This is a genomic window from Actinoplanes sp. NPDC051475 (assembly GCF_040689425.1).
Taxonomy (GTDB): domain Bacteria; phylum Actinomycetota; class Actinomycetes; order Mycobacteriales; family Micromonosporaceae; genus Actinoplanes.
The window spans coordinates 275,194-292,766 of the sequence record NZ_JBFAZZ010000014.1; the positions used below are offsets into that span (position 1 = coordinate 275,194).

At 72.5% G+C, this 17,573-nt stretch carries 18 protein-coding genes; 8 read left to right on the forward strand and 10 right to left on the reverse strand.

Annotation, left to right across the window (positions count from 1 at the left end; translation table 11 throughout):
- Nucleotides 1-8: 8 nt before the first annotated feature.
- From AB0368_RS27730 to pdhA, 4 genes are read right to left on the reverse strand one after another with little or no spacing between them, the layout of a single operon-like run.
- Nucleotides 9-2,324, reverse strand: coding sequence for a pyruvate dehydrogenase (locus AB0368_RS27730; RefSeq protein WP_366156909.1), 2,316 nt, complete (start codon nucleotides 2,322-2,324; stop codon nucleotides 9-11).
- 20 nt (nucleotides 2,325-2,344) lie between these two features.
- A complete protein-coding gene (locus AB0368_RS27735; protein WP_366156910.1) occupies nucleotides 2,345-3,613 on the reverse strand; it encodes a dihydrolipoamide acetyltransferase family protein in 1,269 nt (422 codons plus the stop codon).
- On the reverse strand, nucleotides 3,610-4,623 hold the full coding sequence (locus AB0368_RS27740) for an alpha-ketoacid dehydrogenase subunit beta (protein ID WP_366156911.1): 1,014 nt from the start codon (nucleotides 4,621-4,623) through the stop codon (nucleotides 3,610-3,612). Before AB0368_RS27740 ends, AB0368_RS27735 begins: the two co-directional genes overlap by 4 nt.
- Before the next feature lies 1 nt (nucleotide 4,624).
- Nucleotides 4,625-5,710 (reverse strand): pyruvate dehydrogenase (acetyl-transferring) E1 component subunit alpha, encoded by a 1,086-nt coding sequence (gene pdhA, locus AB0368_RS27745; RefSeq protein ID WP_366156912.1) that lies wholly within the window; start codon nucleotides 5,708-5,710, stop codon nucleotides 4,625-4,627.
- Between the two features lie 120 nt (nucleotides 5,711-5,830).
- On the opposite strand from pdhA, the gene AB0368_RS27750 reads away from it, so the two are divergent.
- Nucleotides 5,831-6,340, forward strand: a complete 510-nt coding sequence (locus tag AB0368_RS27750; RefSeq protein WP_366156913.1) for an Lrp/AsnC family transcriptional regulator — start codon at nucleotides 5,831-5,833, stop codon at nucleotides 6,338-6,340.
- A gap of 73 nt (nucleotides 6,341-6,413) precedes the next feature.
- Nucleotides 6,414-7,445: a cobalamin-dependent protein gene (locus AB0368_RS27755; RefSeq protein ID WP_366156914.1), complete on the forward strand. Its 1,032-nt coding sequence runs from the start codon at nucleotides 6,414-6,416 to the stop codon at nucleotides 7,443-7,445.
- 15 nt (nucleotides 7,446-7,460) lie between these two features.
- Here AB0368_RS27755 and AB0368_RS27760 read toward each other — a convergent pair whose 3' ends face one another.
- Entirely contained in the window at nucleotides 7,461-8,450 is a 990-nt protein-coding gene (locus AB0368_RS27760; protein ID WP_366156933.1) for a malate dehydrogenase, read from the reverse strand.
- A 139-nt stretch (nucleotides 8,451-8,589) separates the two neighbouring features.
- On the opposite strand from AB0368_RS27760, the gene AB0368_RS27765 reads away from it, so the two are divergent.
- The 3 genes from AB0368_RS27765 to AB0368_RS27775 all read left to right on the forward strand — a co-directional run bounded on the left by AB0368_RS27765 (nucleotide 8,590) and on the right by AB0368_RS27775 (nucleotide 9,763).
- On the forward strand, nucleotides 8,590-8,745 hold the full coding sequence (locus tag AB0368_RS27765; protein ID WP_366156915.1) for a hypothetical protein: 156 nt from the start codon (nucleotides 8,590-8,592) through the stop codon (nucleotides 8,743-8,745).
- Nucleotides 8,742-9,062: a transcriptional regulator gene (locus tag AB0368_RS27770; RefSeq protein ID WP_366156916.1), complete on the forward strand. Its 321-nt coding sequence runs from the start codon at nucleotides 8,742-8,744 to the stop codon at nucleotides 9,060-9,062. The genes AB0368_RS27765 and AB0368_RS27770 overlap by 4 nt, the downstream gene beginning before the upstream one ends.
- A 140-nt stretch (nucleotides 9,063-9,202) precedes the next feature.
- Nucleotides 9,203-9,763: a GAF domain-containing protein gene (locus tag AB0368_RS27775; RefSeq protein ID WP_366156917.1), complete on the forward strand. Its 561-nt coding sequence runs from the start codon at nucleotides 9,203-9,205 to the stop codon at nucleotides 9,761-9,763.
- Nucleotides 9,764-9,779: 16 nt separating this feature from the next.
- Here the strand turns inward: AB0368_RS27775 and AB0368_RS27780 are convergent, their stop codons facing one another.
- The 3 genes from AB0368_RS27780 to AB0368_RS27790 are packed head-to-tail and all read right to left on the reverse strand — an operon-like array spanning nucleotide 9,780 to nucleotide 12,648.
- A complete protein-coding gene (locus AB0368_RS27780) occupies nucleotides 9,780-10,745 on the reverse strand; it encodes an AAA family ATPase (RefSeq protein ID WP_366156918.1) in 966 nt (321 codons plus the stop codon).
- Nucleotides 10,742-11,182: a ribulose bisphosphate carboxylase small subunit gene (locus AB0368_RS27785; RefSeq protein WP_366156919.1), complete on the reverse strand. Its 441-nt coding sequence runs from the start codon at nucleotides 11,180-11,182 to the stop codon at nucleotides 10,742-10,744. Before AB0368_RS27785 ends, AB0368_RS27780 begins: the two co-directional genes overlap by 4 nt.
- A gap of 8 nt (nucleotides 11,183-11,190) precedes the next feature.
- Nucleotides 11,191-12,648 carry a ribulose-bisphosphate carboxylase large subunit gene (locus AB0368_RS27790; protein ID WP_366156920.1) on the reverse strand — a complete coding sequence of 486 codons (1,458 nt, stop codon included), beginning with the start codon at nucleotides 12,646-12,648 and terminating at the stop codon, nucleotides 11,191-11,193.
- A 128-nt stretch (nucleotides 12,649-12,776) separates the two neighbouring features.
- Between AB0368_RS27790 and AB0368_RS27795 the strand changes: the two genes are divergently transcribed.
- From AB0368_RS27795 to AB0368_RS27805, 3 genes are read left to right on the forward strand one after another with little or no spacing between them, the layout of a single operon-like run.
- Nucleotides 12,777-13,694, forward strand: a complete 918-nt coding sequence (locus tag AB0368_RS27795; protein WP_366156921.1) for a LysR substrate-binding domain-containing protein — start codon at nucleotides 12,777-12,779, stop codon at nucleotides 13,692-13,694.
- Between the two features lie 50 nt (nucleotides 13,695-13,744).
- On the forward strand, nucleotides 13,745-14,785 hold the full coding sequence (locus tag AB0368_RS27800; RefSeq protein WP_366156922.1) for a class 1 fructose-bisphosphatase: 1,041 nt from the start codon (nucleotides 13,745-13,747) through the stop codon (nucleotides 14,783-14,785).
- Nucleotides 14,786-14,802: 17 nt separating this feature from the next.
- Entirely contained in the window at nucleotides 14,803-15,678 is an 876-nt protein-coding gene (locus AB0368_RS27805; protein WP_366156923.1) for a phosphoribulokinase, read from the forward strand.
- Between the two features lie 4 nt (nucleotides 15,679-15,682).
- On the opposite strand, the gene AB0368_RS27810 is transcribed toward AB0368_RS27805, so the two are convergent.
- Nucleotides 15,683-16,819: a GAF domain-containing protein gene (locus tag AB0368_RS27810; RefSeq protein ID WP_366156924.1), complete on the reverse strand. Its 1,137-nt coding sequence runs from the start codon at nucleotides 16,817-16,819 to the stop codon at nucleotides 15,683-15,685.
- Nucleotides 16,819-17,472, reverse strand: coding sequence for a response regulator transcription factor (locus tag AB0368_RS27815; RefSeq protein WP_366156925.1), 654 nt, complete (start codon nucleotides 17,470-17,472; stop codon nucleotides 16,819-16,821). The genes AB0368_RS27810 and AB0368_RS27815 overlap by 1 nt, the downstream gene beginning before the upstream one ends.
- Nucleotides 17,473-17,573 lie beyond the last annotated feature (101 nt).

The following is a 17,573-nucleotide window of genomic DNA, read 5'->3' on the forward strand; positions in this document are numbered from 1 at the left end:
GCCTGACCTCAGGTGAGGTCCAGCCCGGCGCGGACGATGCTGTCGGTGTCGATGCCGTGCTGCCGGTACACCGCGTCGAGCGCGCCGGACTGGCCGAAGGTGCTCACCCCCAGGTGGCGGGCCGGCCGGCGGTGCACGCCGGCCAGGAACGCCAGCGTGTGCGGGTGGCCGTCCAGCACGGTCAGCAGCGGGGCCGCCCGCTCGGCGGGGAACGCCGCGTCGAGGATCCACGTGTCGGCGCTGCCCTGCCCCGAGCGGGCCTGCATGGCGGCGAAGAGCAGGCCGGGGCTGGTCAGGCAGACGACGTCGGCGGGGGTGCCGAGGGCCGCGAGCCGGTCGGCGGCGGCGAGCGCCTCGGGCACCATCGCGCCCATGGCGGCGATGGTCAGCGCCGGCGGCTCCGGTGCGCGGCGCAGCAGGTAGCCGCCGGCGACGACCTGGCGGCGGCGCCGTTCGCGGGCCGCGGGGTCGGCCGGGACGGCGGCGAGTCCCTGGTCGACCGGGCGGGAGGAGAGCCGCAGGTACGCCGAGCTGCCGCCGGGCCGGCCGAGGCGGGCGAGCGCGGCGAGCAGCGTCCATTCCAGGTCGAGAGCGAAGGCGGGCTCGTAGCTGACGCATCCGGGCTGCTCGAGGCCGATCGACGGGGTCTTGATGGACTGGTGGGCACCGCCCTCGGCGGCCAGGGTGACCCCGGCCGGGGTGCCGACCAGGATCGACTGCCCGCCGGCGTACATGCCGAAGGACCACGGTTCCAGGGCGCGTTCCACGAAGGGGTCGTAGACCACGCCGATCGGCAGCAGCGGCTGTCCCCAGCGGCTCCACGTGGCACCCAGCTCGCCGAGCAGGCCCACCAGGTTGACCTCGGCGATGCCGAGTTCGATGTGCTGGCCGGTGGGGCGTTCCCGCCAGTGCAGGATGGTCTCGGGATCGTCGTCGAACCAGTTGCGCCGGTCGTCGGTCGACCAGACCCCGACCTTGTTGATCCAGCCGCCGAGGTTCGTCGACGACGCCACGTCGGGTGCCGCGGTCACCACGCGGCGCGCCACGGCGGGGGCCTGCCGGGTGAGGTCGAGCAGGGCCCGGCCGAGTCCCGCCTGGGTGGACGAGGTGCCCGCCGGCGTACGGCCGAGGTCGGTGGGGACGTCCGGGACCGGCTGCGCGGCCACCGGGGCGCGCTGGAGACGGTCGGCGACCTGCGCGCACAGCCGTCCGGGGGCCGACTCGGGCGCGAAGCGGGCCCAAGGCGCGGCCGGCGACATGCCGACGCGGTCGCCGAGCTCGCGCAGCTGCGTCTCGGTCAGCATCGAGGAGTGGTTCTGCGGGTGGCCCTCGGTGGCGAGGCCGTACCCCTTCACGGTGTAGGCGAAGATGACGGTCGGGCGGCTGTCGTCGATCGCGTCCAGGGTGGCGCCCAGGGTCTCCAGGTCGTGGCCGCCCAGGTTGCGCAGCGCCGCCACCAGGGTGCTGTCGTCGAGGTCGCTCACCAGCTCACGCAACGCCGGGGCGCCGGGGCCGTCGCCGGGCAGCCGGTCCCGCAGCTGCTCGGGCGAGCAGCGCAGCAGCCGCTGGAACTCCGCGTTGGACATGTCGTCGATCCGCCGGCGCAGCTCGTCGCCGCCGGGCCGGTCGAAGATCGCGCTGAGCAGCCGCCCGTACTTGGCGGTCAGGACCTGCCAGCCGGCGGCCTCGAACATGGCCTGCATCCGGGCCGCCGCGACGTGCGGGACGACCCGGTCCAGCGACTGGCGGTTGAGGTCGACGATCCAGCAGACCTCGCCGAGCCCGCCGACCATCGGGTCGAGGATCGCCTCCCAGCAGGCGCCCTCGTCCAGCTCGGCGTCGCCGACCAGCGAGTACTGGCGGCCCGTGCCGGTCGCCGCGCCGCAGGTGTCGACGTACCGGCGGGCCAGCGCTCCCCAGATCGGGGCGGTCGCGCCGATGCCGACCGAGCCGGTGGAGTAGTCGACCGGGTCGGGGTCCTTGCTCCGGCTCGGGTAGCTCTGCAGCCCGCCGAACGAGCGCAGGGTGGTCAGGTACCGCTCGTCCAGGCTCCCGAGCAGGTAGTTGATGGCGTGCAGCACCGGTGAGGCATGCGGCTTCACCGAGACGCGGTCGCCCTCGGCCAGGTGGCCGAACCACAGCGCCGTCATGATCGTCGCCATCGACGCGCTCGACGCCTGGTGTCCGCCGACCTTCAGGCCGTCGGTGTTGGGCCGGACCCGGTTGGCGTGGTCGATCATGGCCGTGGCGAGCCAGAGCACCCGCTTCTCCACCTCGCGCAACACGGCGACGCGGTCCGCGACGGCGGGCTCGGCCATGGTCATTGCCACCTCCATGAGGTTTCTCAGAGATCCGCGAGCAGGGTCGCGGGCTGTTCCACGCAATCGGCAACGTAACGCAGGAAGCCGCCGGCCGCGCCGCCATCGCAGACCCGGTGGTCGAAACTCAGCGACAGCTGGGTGACCTTGCGGACCGCGAGCTGCCCGCCGACCACCCAGGGCTTGTCGACGATGCGCCCGATGCCGAGGATGCCGGCCTCCGGGTGGTTGATGATCGCATTCGAGCCGTCGACGCCGAAGACGCCGTAGTTGTTGAGCGTGAAGGTGCCACCGGTCATCGCGGCGGGCGGCAGCGTACCCCTGCGGGCCAGCCCGGCGAGGCGGCTCACCTCGGCGCCGAGCTCGGCAGTGCTCATCAGGTGCGCCCCCTGCACCACGGGCACCATCAGGCCTCGGTCGGTCTGCGCGGCGAAACCGAGGTTGACGTACGGGAGCCGCAGGATCTCCCCCGCGGCCACGTCCACGGTCGAGTTGAGCTCGGGGAAACGCCGCAGGCCGGCGACGCAGATCCGGGCCAGCAGGGCGAGCAGGCTCACGCCCCGGCCGGCGAGCGCGTTCTTCGCCTCGATGAGGCCGGTGGCGTCGACGTCCACCCACGTGGTCGCGTCGGGGATCTCGCTGCGGCTGCGGGACAGCTTGTCGGCGACCGCCCGGCGCACACCCCGCAACGGAATGCGTTCGATCCCGGCCACGGGCTCGGCCGCGGCGACCGGCCGGGCGGCGGCGATGGCCTGCTCGACGTCCTGGCGCCGGATGACACCGTGCGCGGCGCCCGGCACGACGGTGGCGAGATCCACCCCGTGCTCGCGGGCGAGCTTGCGGACCAGCGGCGAGATGACCTGAGGTGCGACCGGCCCTGCACCCACGACCGGCCCGGCGCCCGCGACCGGCCCGGCGCCCGCGACCTGCGCCGGCCTCCCCCGGCGCGCACGGCGCCGGGAGGCGGGGGCATGGCCGGTGCCGTACCCGATCAGGACGTTGCCGGATCCCGCCCGCTCCTCGGTGCGGTACTGCTCGGCCGCGCCGGAGGCCTCGGCGGCCACCGAGATCAGCGGTGCCCCGACGGCCACGACCGAGCCGGCCTCGGCGTGCAGCATCGAGACCGTGCCCGCGTACGGGACAGGGACCTCGACCATCGCCTTGGCCGTCTCGACCTCGACGACGACCTGGTCGACGGTCACGGTGTCGCCGGCCGCGACGTGCCACTGGACGACTTCCGCCTCGGTCAGGCCCTCGCCCAGGTCGGGCAGGCGGAAGACCTGCTCCCCGCTCACGCCGCGGTCCCGGTGTGACGCAGGTCCGGCTCGTCGTCGAACTGCAGGCGGTCGACGGCGTCCAGGATCCGGTCCACGGTGGGCAGGTGGGGGTGCTCCATCTTCGGCGGCGGGTACGGGATGTCGTACCCGGTCACCCGCAGCACCGGCGCGGCCAGCGAGTGGAAGCACCGCTCCTGGACCCGGGCGGCGATCTCCGCGGCGACGCCCGCGAAGCCCTGCGCCTCCTGGACGACGACGCAGCGGCCGGTGCGGCGTACCGATCGCATCAGGGTCTCGTCGTCGAACGGCACCAGCGTGCGCAGGTCGACGACCTCGAGGCTGATCCCCTCGGCCGCTGCGGCCTCCGCCGCCTGCAGGGCGAGCGGCACGGTCGGCCCGTAGGCCGCCAGGGTCACGTCCGTGCCGGAGCGGCGCACCGCGGCCTCGCCCATCGGAGCGGCCGACCGGGTGGTGAGGTCGACCCGGTCCTTGCTCCAGTACAGGCGCTTGGGCTCCATGAAGACGACCGGGTCGGGGTCGGCGATCGCGTCGCGCAGCAGCCAGTACGCGTCCTCGACGGTGGCCGGCGTGACCACCTTGAGGCCCGGCGTGTGCGCGTAGTACGCCTCGCTGGAGTCGCAGTGGTGCTCGACGCCGCCGATGCCCCCGGCGAACGGCACCCGGATCACCATCGGCATGGTCAGGGCGCTGCGGGTCCGGTTGCGCATCTTCGCCACGTGCGAGGCGATCTGCTCGAACGCGGGGTACGCGAACGCGTCGAACTGCATCTCCACGACCGGCCGCATACCGCCCATGGCCAGGCCGACGGCGAACCCGACGATGCCGGACTCGGCCAGCGGCGTGTCGAAGCAGCGCTCCTCGCCGAACTTGCGGGTGAGGCCGTCGGTGATCCGGAAGACGCCGCCCAGCGGGCCGACGTCCTCGCCGAAGACCAGCACCGACTCGTCGTCACCCATGGCGTCGCAGAGGGCGGCGTTCAGCGCTTGAGCCATGGTCATCTCGGTCATGTCACGCCTCCCCGGCGTCGAGTTCGGCGACGAGCTGCGCCCGCTGCTCGCGAAGCTGCGCGGTCCGCTCGGCGAACACGTGATCGAACAGGGTCCGCGGGTCGGCCGTCACGTCCGCGTTCAGCGCGGTCCGCACCTGCTCGGCGAAGGTCTCCGCCTCGGCCTCGGCGGTCCGCACGGCCTCGTCGTCGATCAGGCCCCGGTTCATCAGGTACGTCCGCAGCCGGGCCAGCGGATCCGCGGCGGCCCACCGGGTCACCTCGTCCTCGTCCCGGTACCGGGTCGCGTCGTCCGCGTTGGTGTGCGCCTCCATCCGGTAGGTGTGCGCCTCCACCAGGTAGGGGCCACGGCCGGACCGGGCGTGCTCCACGGCGGTGGTCAGCACGGAGAGCACAGCGAGCAGGTCGTTGCCGTCGACCTGTTCGGAGCTGATCCCGTACCCGATGCCCTTGTATGCGAGCGCGGGCGCCGCGCTCTGCCGGGCCAGGGGCACCGAGATCGCGTAGCCGTTGTTCTGGATGAAGAAGACGACCGGCGCGCGCCGCACGGCGGCGAAGTTGAGCGCCTCGTGGAAGTCGCCCTCGCTGGTGCCGCCGTCGCCGATCAGCGCCAGCACCACGCCGTCCTCGCCCTTGCGGCGCATGGCCTCGGCCAGGCCGACCGCGTGGATGGTCTGCGTAGCCAGCGGCGTGCACTGCGGCGCCACCCGGGTCGCCGCCGGGTCGTAGCCGCAGTGCCAGTCGCCGCGCAGCAGGGTCAGCACCTCGGCCGGGTCGAGGCCCCGCGCGATCAGGGCGACGCTGTCGCGGTACGTGGGGAACAGCCAGTCGTCGTCGCGCAGGGCCAGGACGGCGGCGATCTGGCACGCCTCCTGGCCGCGGCTGGACGGGTACACCGCCAGCCGGCCCTGCCGGGTCAGCGCGGTCGCCTGGGTGTCGAAGCGCCGGCCGAGCACCATCCGCCGGTACGCCTCGACGAGCCGGTCGTCCGCGGGTCGCCGGTGTCCGGCCGGTGCCGCCGTCTCGGTGCCGTCCGCCGCGACGAATCGCACGGGCTCCGCGGAGGGCAGCAGGTCCTCAAGATGCATTGTGACGCTCGCCTCTCCCTGGACGGCTGATCGCATCAGCGTGATTTCACGGCGATGTACGGTCAAGAGCGCCGCGTCATCAAGGACGAACTGCCGAATCCGGCGCACAGGAGTGACAACATGTCCACCGAGACACCCCCCGCGGACGGTTCCGCTGGACGTTCTGCCGGACCGCTCGACCCGACCGACACGGCCCTGCTGGCGGAGCTGCAGCGCGACGGCCGCCTGTCCATCCGGGCGCTGGCCGAGCGCACCCACATCTCGCGGTCGAACGCGTACACACGCGTGGCGCGGATGGTCGAGGACGGCACGATCCGCGGCTTCACCGCCCTGCTGAACCCGCACAGCATCGGCCTGGGCACCACCGCATACGTGGCGATCACCATCGACCAGACCGCGTGGCGCCTGGTCGCCGCCGGCATCCGCGAGATCCCGTACGTGGAGCACTTCGCCCTGATCGGCGGCGACCACGACGTCCTCGCTCTGGTCCGCACCCCGGACAACACCGCCCTGCGCGACGTCGTGCTGGACCGCATCCAGGACATCCCCGGGGTACGCACCACCCGCACCTGGCTGGTCTTCGAGGAGGAGACCGGCCGCGGCGTCACCGAGTCCGGCCACCTCCCCTGAGCATCGCTATGCTGACGGGGAGCAGGAAGCGTGGCGGTGACGTTCCCATGACAGGACTCTCGCAGGCGCGGCGATGACCGCCAACGGGTCCGCTACTGCCGCCATCGAGGATGCGTACCCGCCCTACCTGGGAACTCTCGCCCGCCAGGACGAACGTGCGGCCGTCGATCTGGTCCTCGAGCTGTGCACGCCCGACATCGACACCGAGACGATCCTGCTCCAGCTCGTCGCGCGGGCGATGGTGCAGATCGGACGCTGGTGGCAGAGCAACGTGTGGACGGTGGCGCAGGAGCACGGCGCCTCCCACATCACGGGCAGGGTCGTCGCCGCCCTCGCGGCCACCGCCGGTAGCCCCGTACCGGACCGGCGGGTGGTGGTGGCCTGCATCGAGCGCGAGCTGCACGCCATGCCCGCCCTGCTGCTCGCCGAGACCCTGCGGCTGCGGGGATGGAACTGCATCTTCCTCGGCGCCGACGTCCCCACCCCGCACCTGGTGACCTTCCTGCGCCGCATCCGGCCCGTCGCGGTGGCGCTCAGCTGCAGCCTGCCCATGCGCCTGCCGGGCGCGCACCGGGCCATCGCCGCGTGCCGGCGCATCGGCGTACCCGTCATCGCGGGAGGGCGGGCCTTCGGACCCGACGGACGCTGGGCCGCGCGCCTCGGCGTTGCGTGGGCGGCGAACGGGGCCGCCGCGGTCACGCTTCTGGGCCGGCCGCAGCCGTCGGCCGACATCATCAGCCGGCGGGTGGGTGACGAATACCTCGCGCTCACCAGCCGGCGGGGCGAGCTCGTCCACGAGACCCTCCGCCGGCTCCGCGCCGCCTACCCGGAGCTGACGGCCGAGGGCCATCCCCTCGACATGACGGTGACCGACCTGGGCTACATCGTCGATCATCTCGCCGCAGCGGCGTACATCGGTGACGCGGCCCTGTTCACCGACTTCACCGGCTGGCTCGCCGACGTGCTGGGCAGCCGCGGCGTACCGGCCGGCTCCGTGGAGCTCGCCCTGACCGAGCTGGCCCGCCTCCTGCACGACCGTCCCCGCAGCCGGCGCTGTCTCGAGGCCGGGTACACCACCTTCCGGGTGGCCTCGATCCTGAGCTGAGCCGCGTACCGGTGCTCAGATGAGGCCGAGGCGGCGCACGGCGTCGCGTTCCTCGACCAGCTCGGCCACGGACGCGTCGATCCGCGAGCGGGAGAAGTCGTGGATCTCGAGCCCCGGCACGATCTCGAAGCGACCGCCGCGGGCGATGACCGGGAACGACGAGATCAGGCCCGCGGGTACGCCGTAGGAGCCGTCCGAGACCACGGCGGCGGAGGTCCAGTCCCCGTCGGCGGTGCCGTCGACCCAGTCGTGGACGTGGTCGATGGCGGCGGAGGCGGCCGAGGCGGCCGAGGACGCGCCGCGCACGTCGATGATCTCCGCTCCGCGCTTGGCGACCCGGGGGATGAACTCGTCGGCCAGCCACGACCGGTCCTCGGCGAGGTCGGTCAGGCTGCGCCCGTCGAGCCGGGCGTGGAAGACGTCGGGGTACTGCGTCGCCGAATGGTTGCCCCAGATCGCGACCCTCGTCAGCTGCGACACCGACACGCCGAGCTTGCGGGCGAGCTGCGCCAGTGCCCGGTTGTGGTCCAGCCGGGTCATCGCGGTGAAGCGTTCCGCCGGCACGTCGGGGGCATGGGACTGCGCGATCAGGGCGTTGGTGTTGGCCGGGTTGCCCACCACGAGAACCTTGACGTCCGCGGCGGCCCCGGCGTTGATCGCCTCGCCCTGAGGCTTGAAGATGCCCCCGTTGGCCTCGAGAAGATCACCGCGTTCCATCCCCCGGGTACGCGGCCGCGCACCGACGAGCAGGGCGATGTTCACCCCGTCGAACGCCGGTCCGGCGCTGTCGAACACGTCCACGCCCGCGAGCATGGGAAAAGCGGCGTCCTCGAGCTCCATGGCCGTGCCCTCGGCGGCCCGCGCCGCGGCCGGGATCTCGAGCAGGCGCAACCTGACGGGCCGGTCGGGGCCGAGCATCTGCCCGGACGCGATGCGGAACAGCAGGGCGTAGCCGATCTGCCCCGCCGCCCCGGTGACGGTCACGGTGACCGGTGCCTGCGCCATAGCCATTCCCCTGTCCTCGAAGGATGCCGGATCGAGCTTGATCCTCTCGACCCTAGCCATAGCGCGGACCGCCGGGACTGTGATAAACATCCTGGCAAGAGCTTTCCAGGTAGAAAGTACTACCCCTCGGGAGAGTGCCATGACCGACCATGACGCCCGCGCGGCGCGTGCCGCCCTGGCGGACATCGACGTGCGGACCCGCCAGGCCGTCGCCGCTTCGGCCGGCGTCGCGACCACCGTCTACCTGGTCGCGGCCGCGTTCGCCCTCAACCGGTGGCACGGCCGCCGGGCGTGAAAGAGCGATCCGATCCCGTGCGGCCGGACCCGGTCCTGTCGACGATGACCCGGCTGTCCCTGGTGGCCTTCCTCGCCGCCACGACGGAGGCCGACTTCGCCGGCGTCCGGGACGCGGTCGGGCTGACCGACTCGAACCTGTCCAAGCACGCCACCGCGCTCGAGACCGCCGGCTACGTCGCCGTCCGCAAGGGATACGTCGGCCGCCGCCCCCGGACCTGGCTCGCGCTCACCCCGGCCGGCCGACGGGCGCTCAAGACCCATGTGGCCGCGCTCAACGCGATTCTCGCCGACGCCGGCGAGCAGCTCGCCCCATGACGGCGGCACGCCCCGCCGGTCGTGCTAAATCGTTTGCGGCGACGCAACCGTTCGGGTGAAGGATGGCGATGGTACGGCCGATCTCAGGCACTATGCCTGGAGCGGGGGATTCCACCGCACCTGGGGAGGGTCCGATTTCCATGCCGGACGACGACTTCGCTGCCACCGGACTGCTGGCCCGGCTCCAGCTGTTGCTGCAGGCGATCGCGGCAGCGCCGGGGGACGTCGACGTCCTCGAGCTGGCGCTGGCCCAGGCGATCGCGGCCACCGGAGCCGACAGCGCGGTGCTCGGGCAGTTACGGCACCACCGGGGTGCCATGGCGATGATGGAGTTCCGGGCCGGTGGCGTGGTCCACCGGGGCGGCACGCTGCTGGTAGGTCCGCGATATCCCCTGACCGACGCCATCGCCCGGGAGGAGTCGATCTGGCTGTCGTCGCTCCCGGAGATCCGGACCACGTATCCCACCGCGGGCCGGTTGTGGGGCCGGGCCTTCGCCGCGGTGCCGTTGATGGTGCGGCACGTACCGGTGGGGGCGATCGCGGTCATCCACGACACCGGCGGGCACGAATTCACCGAGACCGAGCGGCTCTTCCTCCGATCGGTGGCCGACCTCTGCGCCCCTGTCGTCGCCGAGCTCGCGTGCCGGGACAAGCCGGCGGAGAGCACCTCATGGCCGGCCGGCCTGTCGGACCGGCCATGAGGTGAGTCACCCCCGGTCAGGCACCGTCGAGGGTGGTCGCGAAGATCCTGCTGCGGCGGATGTCCTCCTCGGTGATCAGCACGAGGTCGTCCCGGCCGACCTGACCGGGGAGTGCCACCAGGCGGTTCGCCTGCCGCAGCCGGGCCCGTTCGAGCGCGTTGCGGACGCTGCGCGCATTCGCGAACCGCGGCATCGTCCGCCGGCGTTCGAGATATTCGAGGAAGGCCGCGCGGCCCGCCTCGGTGAAGCAGTAGTCGTCGCGGGTGAGCATGAGCTCGGCGATCTCGGCCAGCTCGTCGGTGGCGTAGTCCTCGAACTGGATGTGGTGGGCCACGCGCGAGCTCAGTCCGGGGTTCGAGGAGAAGAACGTCTCCATCCGGTCCTCGTAGCCGGCGAAGATCACCACCAGCGACGCCCGGGCGGACTCCATCTCCTGGAGCAGGATCTCGATGGCCTCCTGCCCGTAGTCGCGCTCGTTGTCCGGCCGGTAGAGGTAGTAGGCCTCGTCGATGAACAGCACGCCGCCGGCCGCCCGGGCCAGGGCTTCCTTGGTCTTGGGCGCGGTGTGCCCGATGAACTGGCCGACCAGGTCGTCGCGGGTGACCGGGTGCACCCGCGGCGCCCGCAGGTAGCCCAGCGCGTGCAGGATCTCGGCCATCCGCAGGGCGACGGTGGTCTTGCCGGTGCCCGGCCCGCCGGCGAAGCTCATGTGCAGCGACGGCCTGCTCGCCGAGAGACCGAACCGCGCGCGTGCGCGGTCGACCATGAGCAGGGCCGCGATCTCCCGGATGCGCCGCTTGACCCCGGCGAGACCGACGAGGTCCGAGTCGACGGCGGCCAGGACCTCGCGCACCCGCGCGGCGGCCTCGTCGGCCTGGATGTCGACCTTGGCCTGCGGGTCCAGGACCGGCGTCTCCGGCTCCGCCTCCGCCGCGGTCGCCGGGGTCCCCGGGCGGTGCATCGAGAATCCCGGCGTCGTCACCGTACGTCCCCACCGCCGCGGCCGTAGCGGGCGCCGGCCGGTGCCTCGGTGGCGTACGAGTGCACGGCGTACCGCTGCACCCGGTTGCTGCCCTCGCTGCGGTCCAGCCGGAAGCCGGGTTCCTCGGCTGGGCGCTGGACCACGAAGCTCATCGCGGTCGTCTGCCGGCCCAGGCTCGCGTCGTAGGCCAGCACCCGGACGTAGTGCTGCGGGAACGTCGCGCGGCAGTCGTTGATCTCCCGCAGGACGCCGTCCGGCTCGGCCAGGTCGAACATGGGCAGTCCCCACAGCTCCCAGTAGACGTTGCGGGGGTGCGGGTCGTCGGTGTACTCCACCGAGACCGGCCAGCCGTTCAGCAGCGCGTAGCGGACCTGCGCGCCGATCTCGTCGTCGGTCAGTTCCGGCAGGTAGGAGAACGATCCGTGGCGCAGATACATGGCGGCTCCTAGACGCTCGGGGTGGGTACGGCATCGGGGGCGTCGGTCGCGGCGTAGTCGAAGGTGACGTCGCCCCAGGTGGCGAGCGCCACCTCGAGCGGCCGGTTGCGCTGGGCGGCGGTCCGCAGGATGTCCGGGCCCTCCTTGACGAGGTTGCGTCCCTCGTTGCGGGCCTTGATGACGGCCTCGAGCGCCACCCGGTTGGCCTCGGCGCCGGCCGCGATCCCCAGCGGGTGGCCGATGGTGCCGCCGCCGAACTGCAGGATGACGTCCTCGCCGAGCAGGTCGACGAGCTGGTGCATCTGCCCGGCGTGGATGCCGCCCGAGGCGACCGGCATGACGCCCGGCATGCTCGCCCAGTCCTGGTCGAAGTAGATCCCGTTGCCGTGGTCGGCCGGGACGTGCGGGAGGCGCAGCGTGTCGTAGAACCCCTTGGTGGTGGCGGGGTCGCCCTCGAGCTTGCCCACGATCGTGCCGGCGTGGACGTGGTCGACGCCGATCAGCCGGCACCACTTGGCGATGACCCGGAAGCTGACCCCGTGCGTCTTCTGCCGGGTGTACGTGCTGTGCCCGGCCCGGTGCAGATGCAGCAGCACGCTGTTGCGGCGGGCCCAGTGCGCCATCGACTGCATCGCCGAGTAGCCGACGGTCAGGTCCATCATCACGATGACGCTGCCGAGCTCCTTGGCGAACTCGGCGCGCTCGTACATGTCCTCGACGGTCGCGGCGGTGATGTTGAGGTAGTGCCCCTTGGTCTCGCCGGTCTGCGCCGTCGCCCGGTTCACCCCCTCCATCGCGTAGAGGAACCGGTCGCGCCAGCGCATGAAGGGCTGGGAGTTGATGTTCTCGTCGTCCTTGGTGAAGTCCAGGCCGCCCCGGCAGGCCTCGTACACCACCCGGCCGTAGTTGCGCGCCGACAGGCCCAGCTTCGGCTTGATCGTCGCCCCCAGCAGCGGGCGCCCGAACTTGTTGAGGATCTCGCGCTCGGTCACGATGCCGTGCGCCGGACCCTGGAACGTCTTCACGTACGCGACCGGGATGCGCATGTCCTCCAGGCGCAGGGCCTTCAGCGGCTTGAAGCCGAACACGTTGCCGATGATCGACGACGTGAGGTTGGCGATCGAGCCCTCCTCGAACAGGTCGATGTCATAGGCGACGTACGCGTAGTACTCCCCCTCGCGCCCGGGCACCGGGTCGACCCGGTAGCACTTGGCCTGATAGTGCGTGTTCGCGGTCAGCCGGTCGGTCCACACCACGGTCCAGGTCGCCGTGGACGACTCCCCCGCCACCGCCGCCGCGGCCTCCACCGGGTCGACGCCCGGCTGGGGGGTGACCCGGAACAGGGCCAGCACGTCGGTGTCCTTCGGACGGTAGTCGGCGTCGTAGTAGCCCATGCTGGCGTAGCTGTGCACACCCGGATCCCACCGGGCCGGCTCGGCCTCGCCGGACGTCAGGTCGATCGACACTGGCTCCTCCTGGCTGGTTCGGCCCGGATGCCCCGGGCACGGGTACACGGTCTCCCGTCACACCTTGAGCCGTCCAGCGAGTGTTTGCCGTGGACACATGAGCAATCGCTTGACTAAGGTGGCGAGCCGTGACCCCCGCCCGGCTCCAGACCTTCCTGGCGGTCGTCGACCACGGCTCGGCACGGGCCGCGGCCGAGCGGCTGTCGGTGACCGAGTCGGCCGTGTCCGCCGCGCTGGCGGCCCTGCACCGCGAGCTCGGCGTCCCGCTGTTCGAGCGGCACGGCCGGGGACTGCGCATCACCGAGTCCGGACGGGTTTTCGCCGGCTATGCGCGCCGCATCCTCGGCCTGATCGACGAGGGGACGGGCGCCGCCCGGGAGAGCGGCGACCCCGAGCGGGGCCGGGTCCGGCTGGGCGCCGTCACGACCGCCGGCGAGTACCTGGTGCCGGGGCTGCTGGCGTCGTTCCGTACCCGTCATCCCCGGGTCGAGGTGACCCTGGACGTCGGCGTCCGGGACCGGGTCTCCGCCCTCCTGGCCGACCACCGCCTCGACATCGTCATCGGCGGCCGTCCGCGGGCCGGACGGGGCCTGACCACCCGGGCCACCCGGCCGAACGCGCTGATCGTCGTGGCCGCACCGGGCCCGGCGCCGGACCTCTCGGCCACGACCTGGTTGTTGCGCGAACCGGGCTCCGGGACCCGCGACACCACCCTCGCGCTGCTCGACTCCCTGCAGCTGAGGCCGCCGACCCTGGCACTGGGGTCGCACGGCGCCGTCGTCGCCTCGGCCGTGCTCGGCCTGGGGGTCACGCTGGTGTCCGCCGATGCCGTCACCGATCACCTGCGGCAGGGATCGCTGCAGCGCGTACCGGTGCGCGGAACGCCGCTGGACCGGCCGTGGCACGCCGTCACCGCCGCCGCTCCCACCGCCACCGCGCGGCTGTTCCTCGACCACATCACACATCCCGGCTCCGCCGGTGAGCTGGCGTTCCGCGCTCGCCGCGGCACGCTCACCCCCACGGCCCCCCGTACGGGTGAGGCCTGACGGCGCCGTCCCGCCTAGCGTCGCCTCCATCGCTGGCGAAGGAGGCCGCCGTGCCCGAGGTGCACAAGACCCTGACCCGCTACACCATCGAGCAGGAGCACCGGCATCTCGACTCGACCGGTGACTTCTCCGGCCTGCTGAACGCGATCAGCACGGCCGTGAAGATCATCGCGAACCAGGTGAACAAGGGTGCGCTGGTGGGTGCGCCGAAGAACCTCGACGTCATCAGCAACGACGTGATGATCGGCGAGACCGAGTGGGCCGGCCACCTCGCGGCCGTGGCGTCCGGCCGGATGCCGGAGATCCACCCGATCCCCCCGTCGTACCGGCGCGGGAAGTACCTGCTGGTCTTCGACCCGCTCGACGGCTCCGGCGGGATCGACGTCGACATGGCGGCCGGCACGATCTTCTCCATCCTGCGCAGCCCCCGCCCGGGCGAGCCGGCCGGCGTCGCCGACTTCCTGCAACCGGGCGCCGAGCAGGTCTGCGCCGGGTTCGCGCTGTACGGACCGGCGACGATGCTCGTGCTCACCACCGGGGACGGCGTGGACGGCTTCACACTGGACCGCGACATCGGTGCCTTCGTCCTGACCCATCCCCGCATGCGGATACCCGAGACCACCAACGAGTTCGCCATCAACGCCTCCAACGAGCGCTTCTGGGAACCGCCCGTGCAGCGGTACGTCGCCGAGTGCCTGGCCGGCCGCTCGGGGACGCGGGAGGTCGACTTCACCATGCGCTGGGTCGCCTGCCTGGTCGCCGAGACGTTCCGCATCCTCACCCGCGGCGGCGTCTTCCTCGACCCGGGCGAGGGTGACCCGGACGACGGTGCCGCCGGCCGCCCGGACCGTCCCCGCCTGCTGTCCGCGGCCAACCCGGTCGCATTCCTCGTCGAGCAGGCCGGCGGGCTGGCGAGCACCGGCCGGCGCCGGCTGATGGACCAGGTGCCCGGCAGCCTGCACGAGCGGGCTCCCCTGATCTTCGGCTCGCGCCAGGAGGTGGCCCGGATCGAGCGCTACCACCGCGACCGCGCCGGGCTGCCCGACGACGACTTCTCACTGTTCAACACCCGTTCTCTGTTCCGTACGTGACGCTAGGAGCAGCCGCCTTGTCAGTCAGACACCCGGTCATCGCCATCACCGGCTCGTCCGGTGCCGGCACGACGTCGGTCACCAGGACGATGCAGCAGATCTTCCGCCGCGAGGACATCACTCCCGTGGTGGTCGAGGGCGACTCGTTCCACCGCTTCGACCGGACCGCGATGCAGGCCGAGATGGCTCGGGCCGAGGCCGAGGGCAACCACCACTTCTGCCACTTCGGCCCGGAGGCCAACCTTCTCGAGGAGCTCGAGGAGCTGTTCCGGGGCTACGCCGAGACCGGCTCCGGCAAGGTGCGCAAGTATCTGCACGACGACGAGGAGGCGGGACCGTACGGGCAGCCGCCCGGCACCTTCACCGCGTGGGAGGACATCCCGCCCGGCACGGACGTGCTGTTCTACGAGGGGCTGCACGGCGCCGCCGTCACCGACAAGATCGATGTCGCCCGGCACACCGACCTGGCCGTCGGCGTCGTACCGATCATCAACCTCGAGTGGATCCAGAAGCTGCACCGCGACCGCACCGCGCGGGGCTACAGCAGCGAGGCGGTCGTCGACACCATCCTGCGCCGGATGCCGGACTACCTGAACTACATCTGCCCGCAGTTCTCGCGTACACACATCAACTTCCAGCGGGTGCCCACCGTGGACACCTCCAACCCCTTCATCGCCCGCCACATCCCGACGGCCGACGAGAGTTTCCTCGTCATCCGGTTCGCGGACCCCAAGGGCATCGACTTCCCGTACCTGCTGGCGATGCTGCACGACTCCTTCATGTCGCGGCCCAACATCATCGTCGCGCCCGGCGGCAAGATGGAGCTGGCCATGCAGCTGATCCTGACCCCGATGGTGCTGCGGCTGATGGAGCAACGCCGGCGCGCCGGCTGAGCGTTCAGAGCACGGTCGGCACGGTCACCTCGACGGTGGTGCCCTCGCCCGGCTGCGACCCGATCCGCAGCCGGCCGCCCAGCAGATGCACCCGCTCGGCCATGCCCCGCAGCCCGTAGGTCGAGGCCTGACCCGGCGCGTCGAACCCGCAGCCGTCGTCCGTGACGCTGAGCATGACCATGTGACCGTGCTTGGCGAGGCGGATCACGGCCCGGCTCGCCCCCGCGTGCTTGACGACGTTCTGCACGGACTCCTGGGCGATGCGGAACAGCGAGGTACCCACGTGGTGCGGTACGGGGAACTCGGCGGCGTCGACCTCGACCCGCAACCCCGGCACCGCCCGCGCCATGGCCGCCAGCCCGGCCGCCAGCCCCTGGTCGTCCAGGACCGGGCTGTGCAGCCCGGTGATGGCGCTGCGGGTCTCGCCCAGCGCCAGGTCGGCGAGGGAACGGGCTGCCGCCACCTGCTCGGCCACGTAACCCACGTCGCCGTCGCCGAGGGCCACGTCCGCCGCCGAGAGGTGGAACGTCAGGCTGGCGATCGCCTGGGTGAGCCCGTCGTGCAGGTCGGCGGCCACCCGGCGGCGTTCCGCCTCCTGGGCCGCGACGGCGCCGGCCACGACGGCGTCCCACTCGTCCTGGTGGTCGCGCATCGTCGCGAGCGCGGCCGCCACGCAGACCCGCAGGCCGACGAGATCCGCCACCCGCTGCGCCGCGTCCACCTCCGCCCCGCCGAACTCCCGGCGCGTACGGCTGTGCACGGCCAGGACGGCGCAGCTGCCTCCGCCGGCCACCCGCGCCGGTACGCACAGCCGCGACACCGTCTGCCCCGCCCCCAGGCCGAGCACTTCGCGGTGCCCCGGATGCCGCGGGCTGTCGTCCTCGCAGGACACCGGCACCCCGTCCGCCGCCGCGCGCCCCGCGAGGCCGGATCCCTCCGGCACCCGCACCGGCGGGCCGGTGGAGGCCACACGGGGGTGACTCGCCGCCAGCACCAGGTCACCGCCGCTCTCGGCGAGGAAGACCAGGCACCCGTCGGCGCCGAGGGCGTCGGTGAGCAGCCTCGCGACCTCGGCCAGCATGGTGGTCAGGGCCGGCTCACCGGTCACCGGCCGCGTCACCGCGGCGATCAGGGCGTCCATCAGTGGAACAGGCCCTCCCGCAACGCGGTCGCAACCGCGCCCCCGCGGTCCCGGACCTCCAGCTTGCGGTACAGGCCCCGCAGGTGCGTCTTGACCGTGTCGTCGCTGACGACGAGCCGGGCCGCGATGGCCTTGTTGGACAGCCCGCCGACCAGCAGCCCGAGCACCTCGCTCTCCCGCTGGGTCAGGCCCAGCCGGGCACCCGGCCAGAACTCCCCCCGCTGCACGTGCGCGGCGGAGGCGGCGATCCGCCCGGCGAGGCCGGGATCGATGACGATCTCCCCCAGGCCCACGTTCTCCAGGTGCCGCACCAGCTCCCGGGCGTCCACCCGCTTGAGCAGGTAACCGGACGCGCCCGCCCGCAACGCCTGGTAGAGGTACTGCTCGTCGTCGTAGACCGTCAGGAAGACCACCTTCGCCCGGTCGTCGACCTCGCGGATCGCCTTGCAGACGTCGAGCCCGCTCGCCCGGCGCAGCCGCACGTCGCAGAGCACGATGTCCGGGCGCGCCTCGGTGACAGCGCGTACCGCGCACGGCAGCTCGGTCGCCGTGCCGATGACCTGCACCCGCTCGGGGAAGCGGGACAGCATCGCGGACACGCCCTGGAGCACCATCTCGTGGTCGTCGACCAACAGGACGCGGATCGGCGGCATGGACCCACGGTAGCGGCCCTCATCGATGGATTCACCCTCGGCCGAGGACCGGCGTCGGCGGGGGGGGGGGGGGGGCGGCGCGCCCCCCCCCCCCCGCCCCC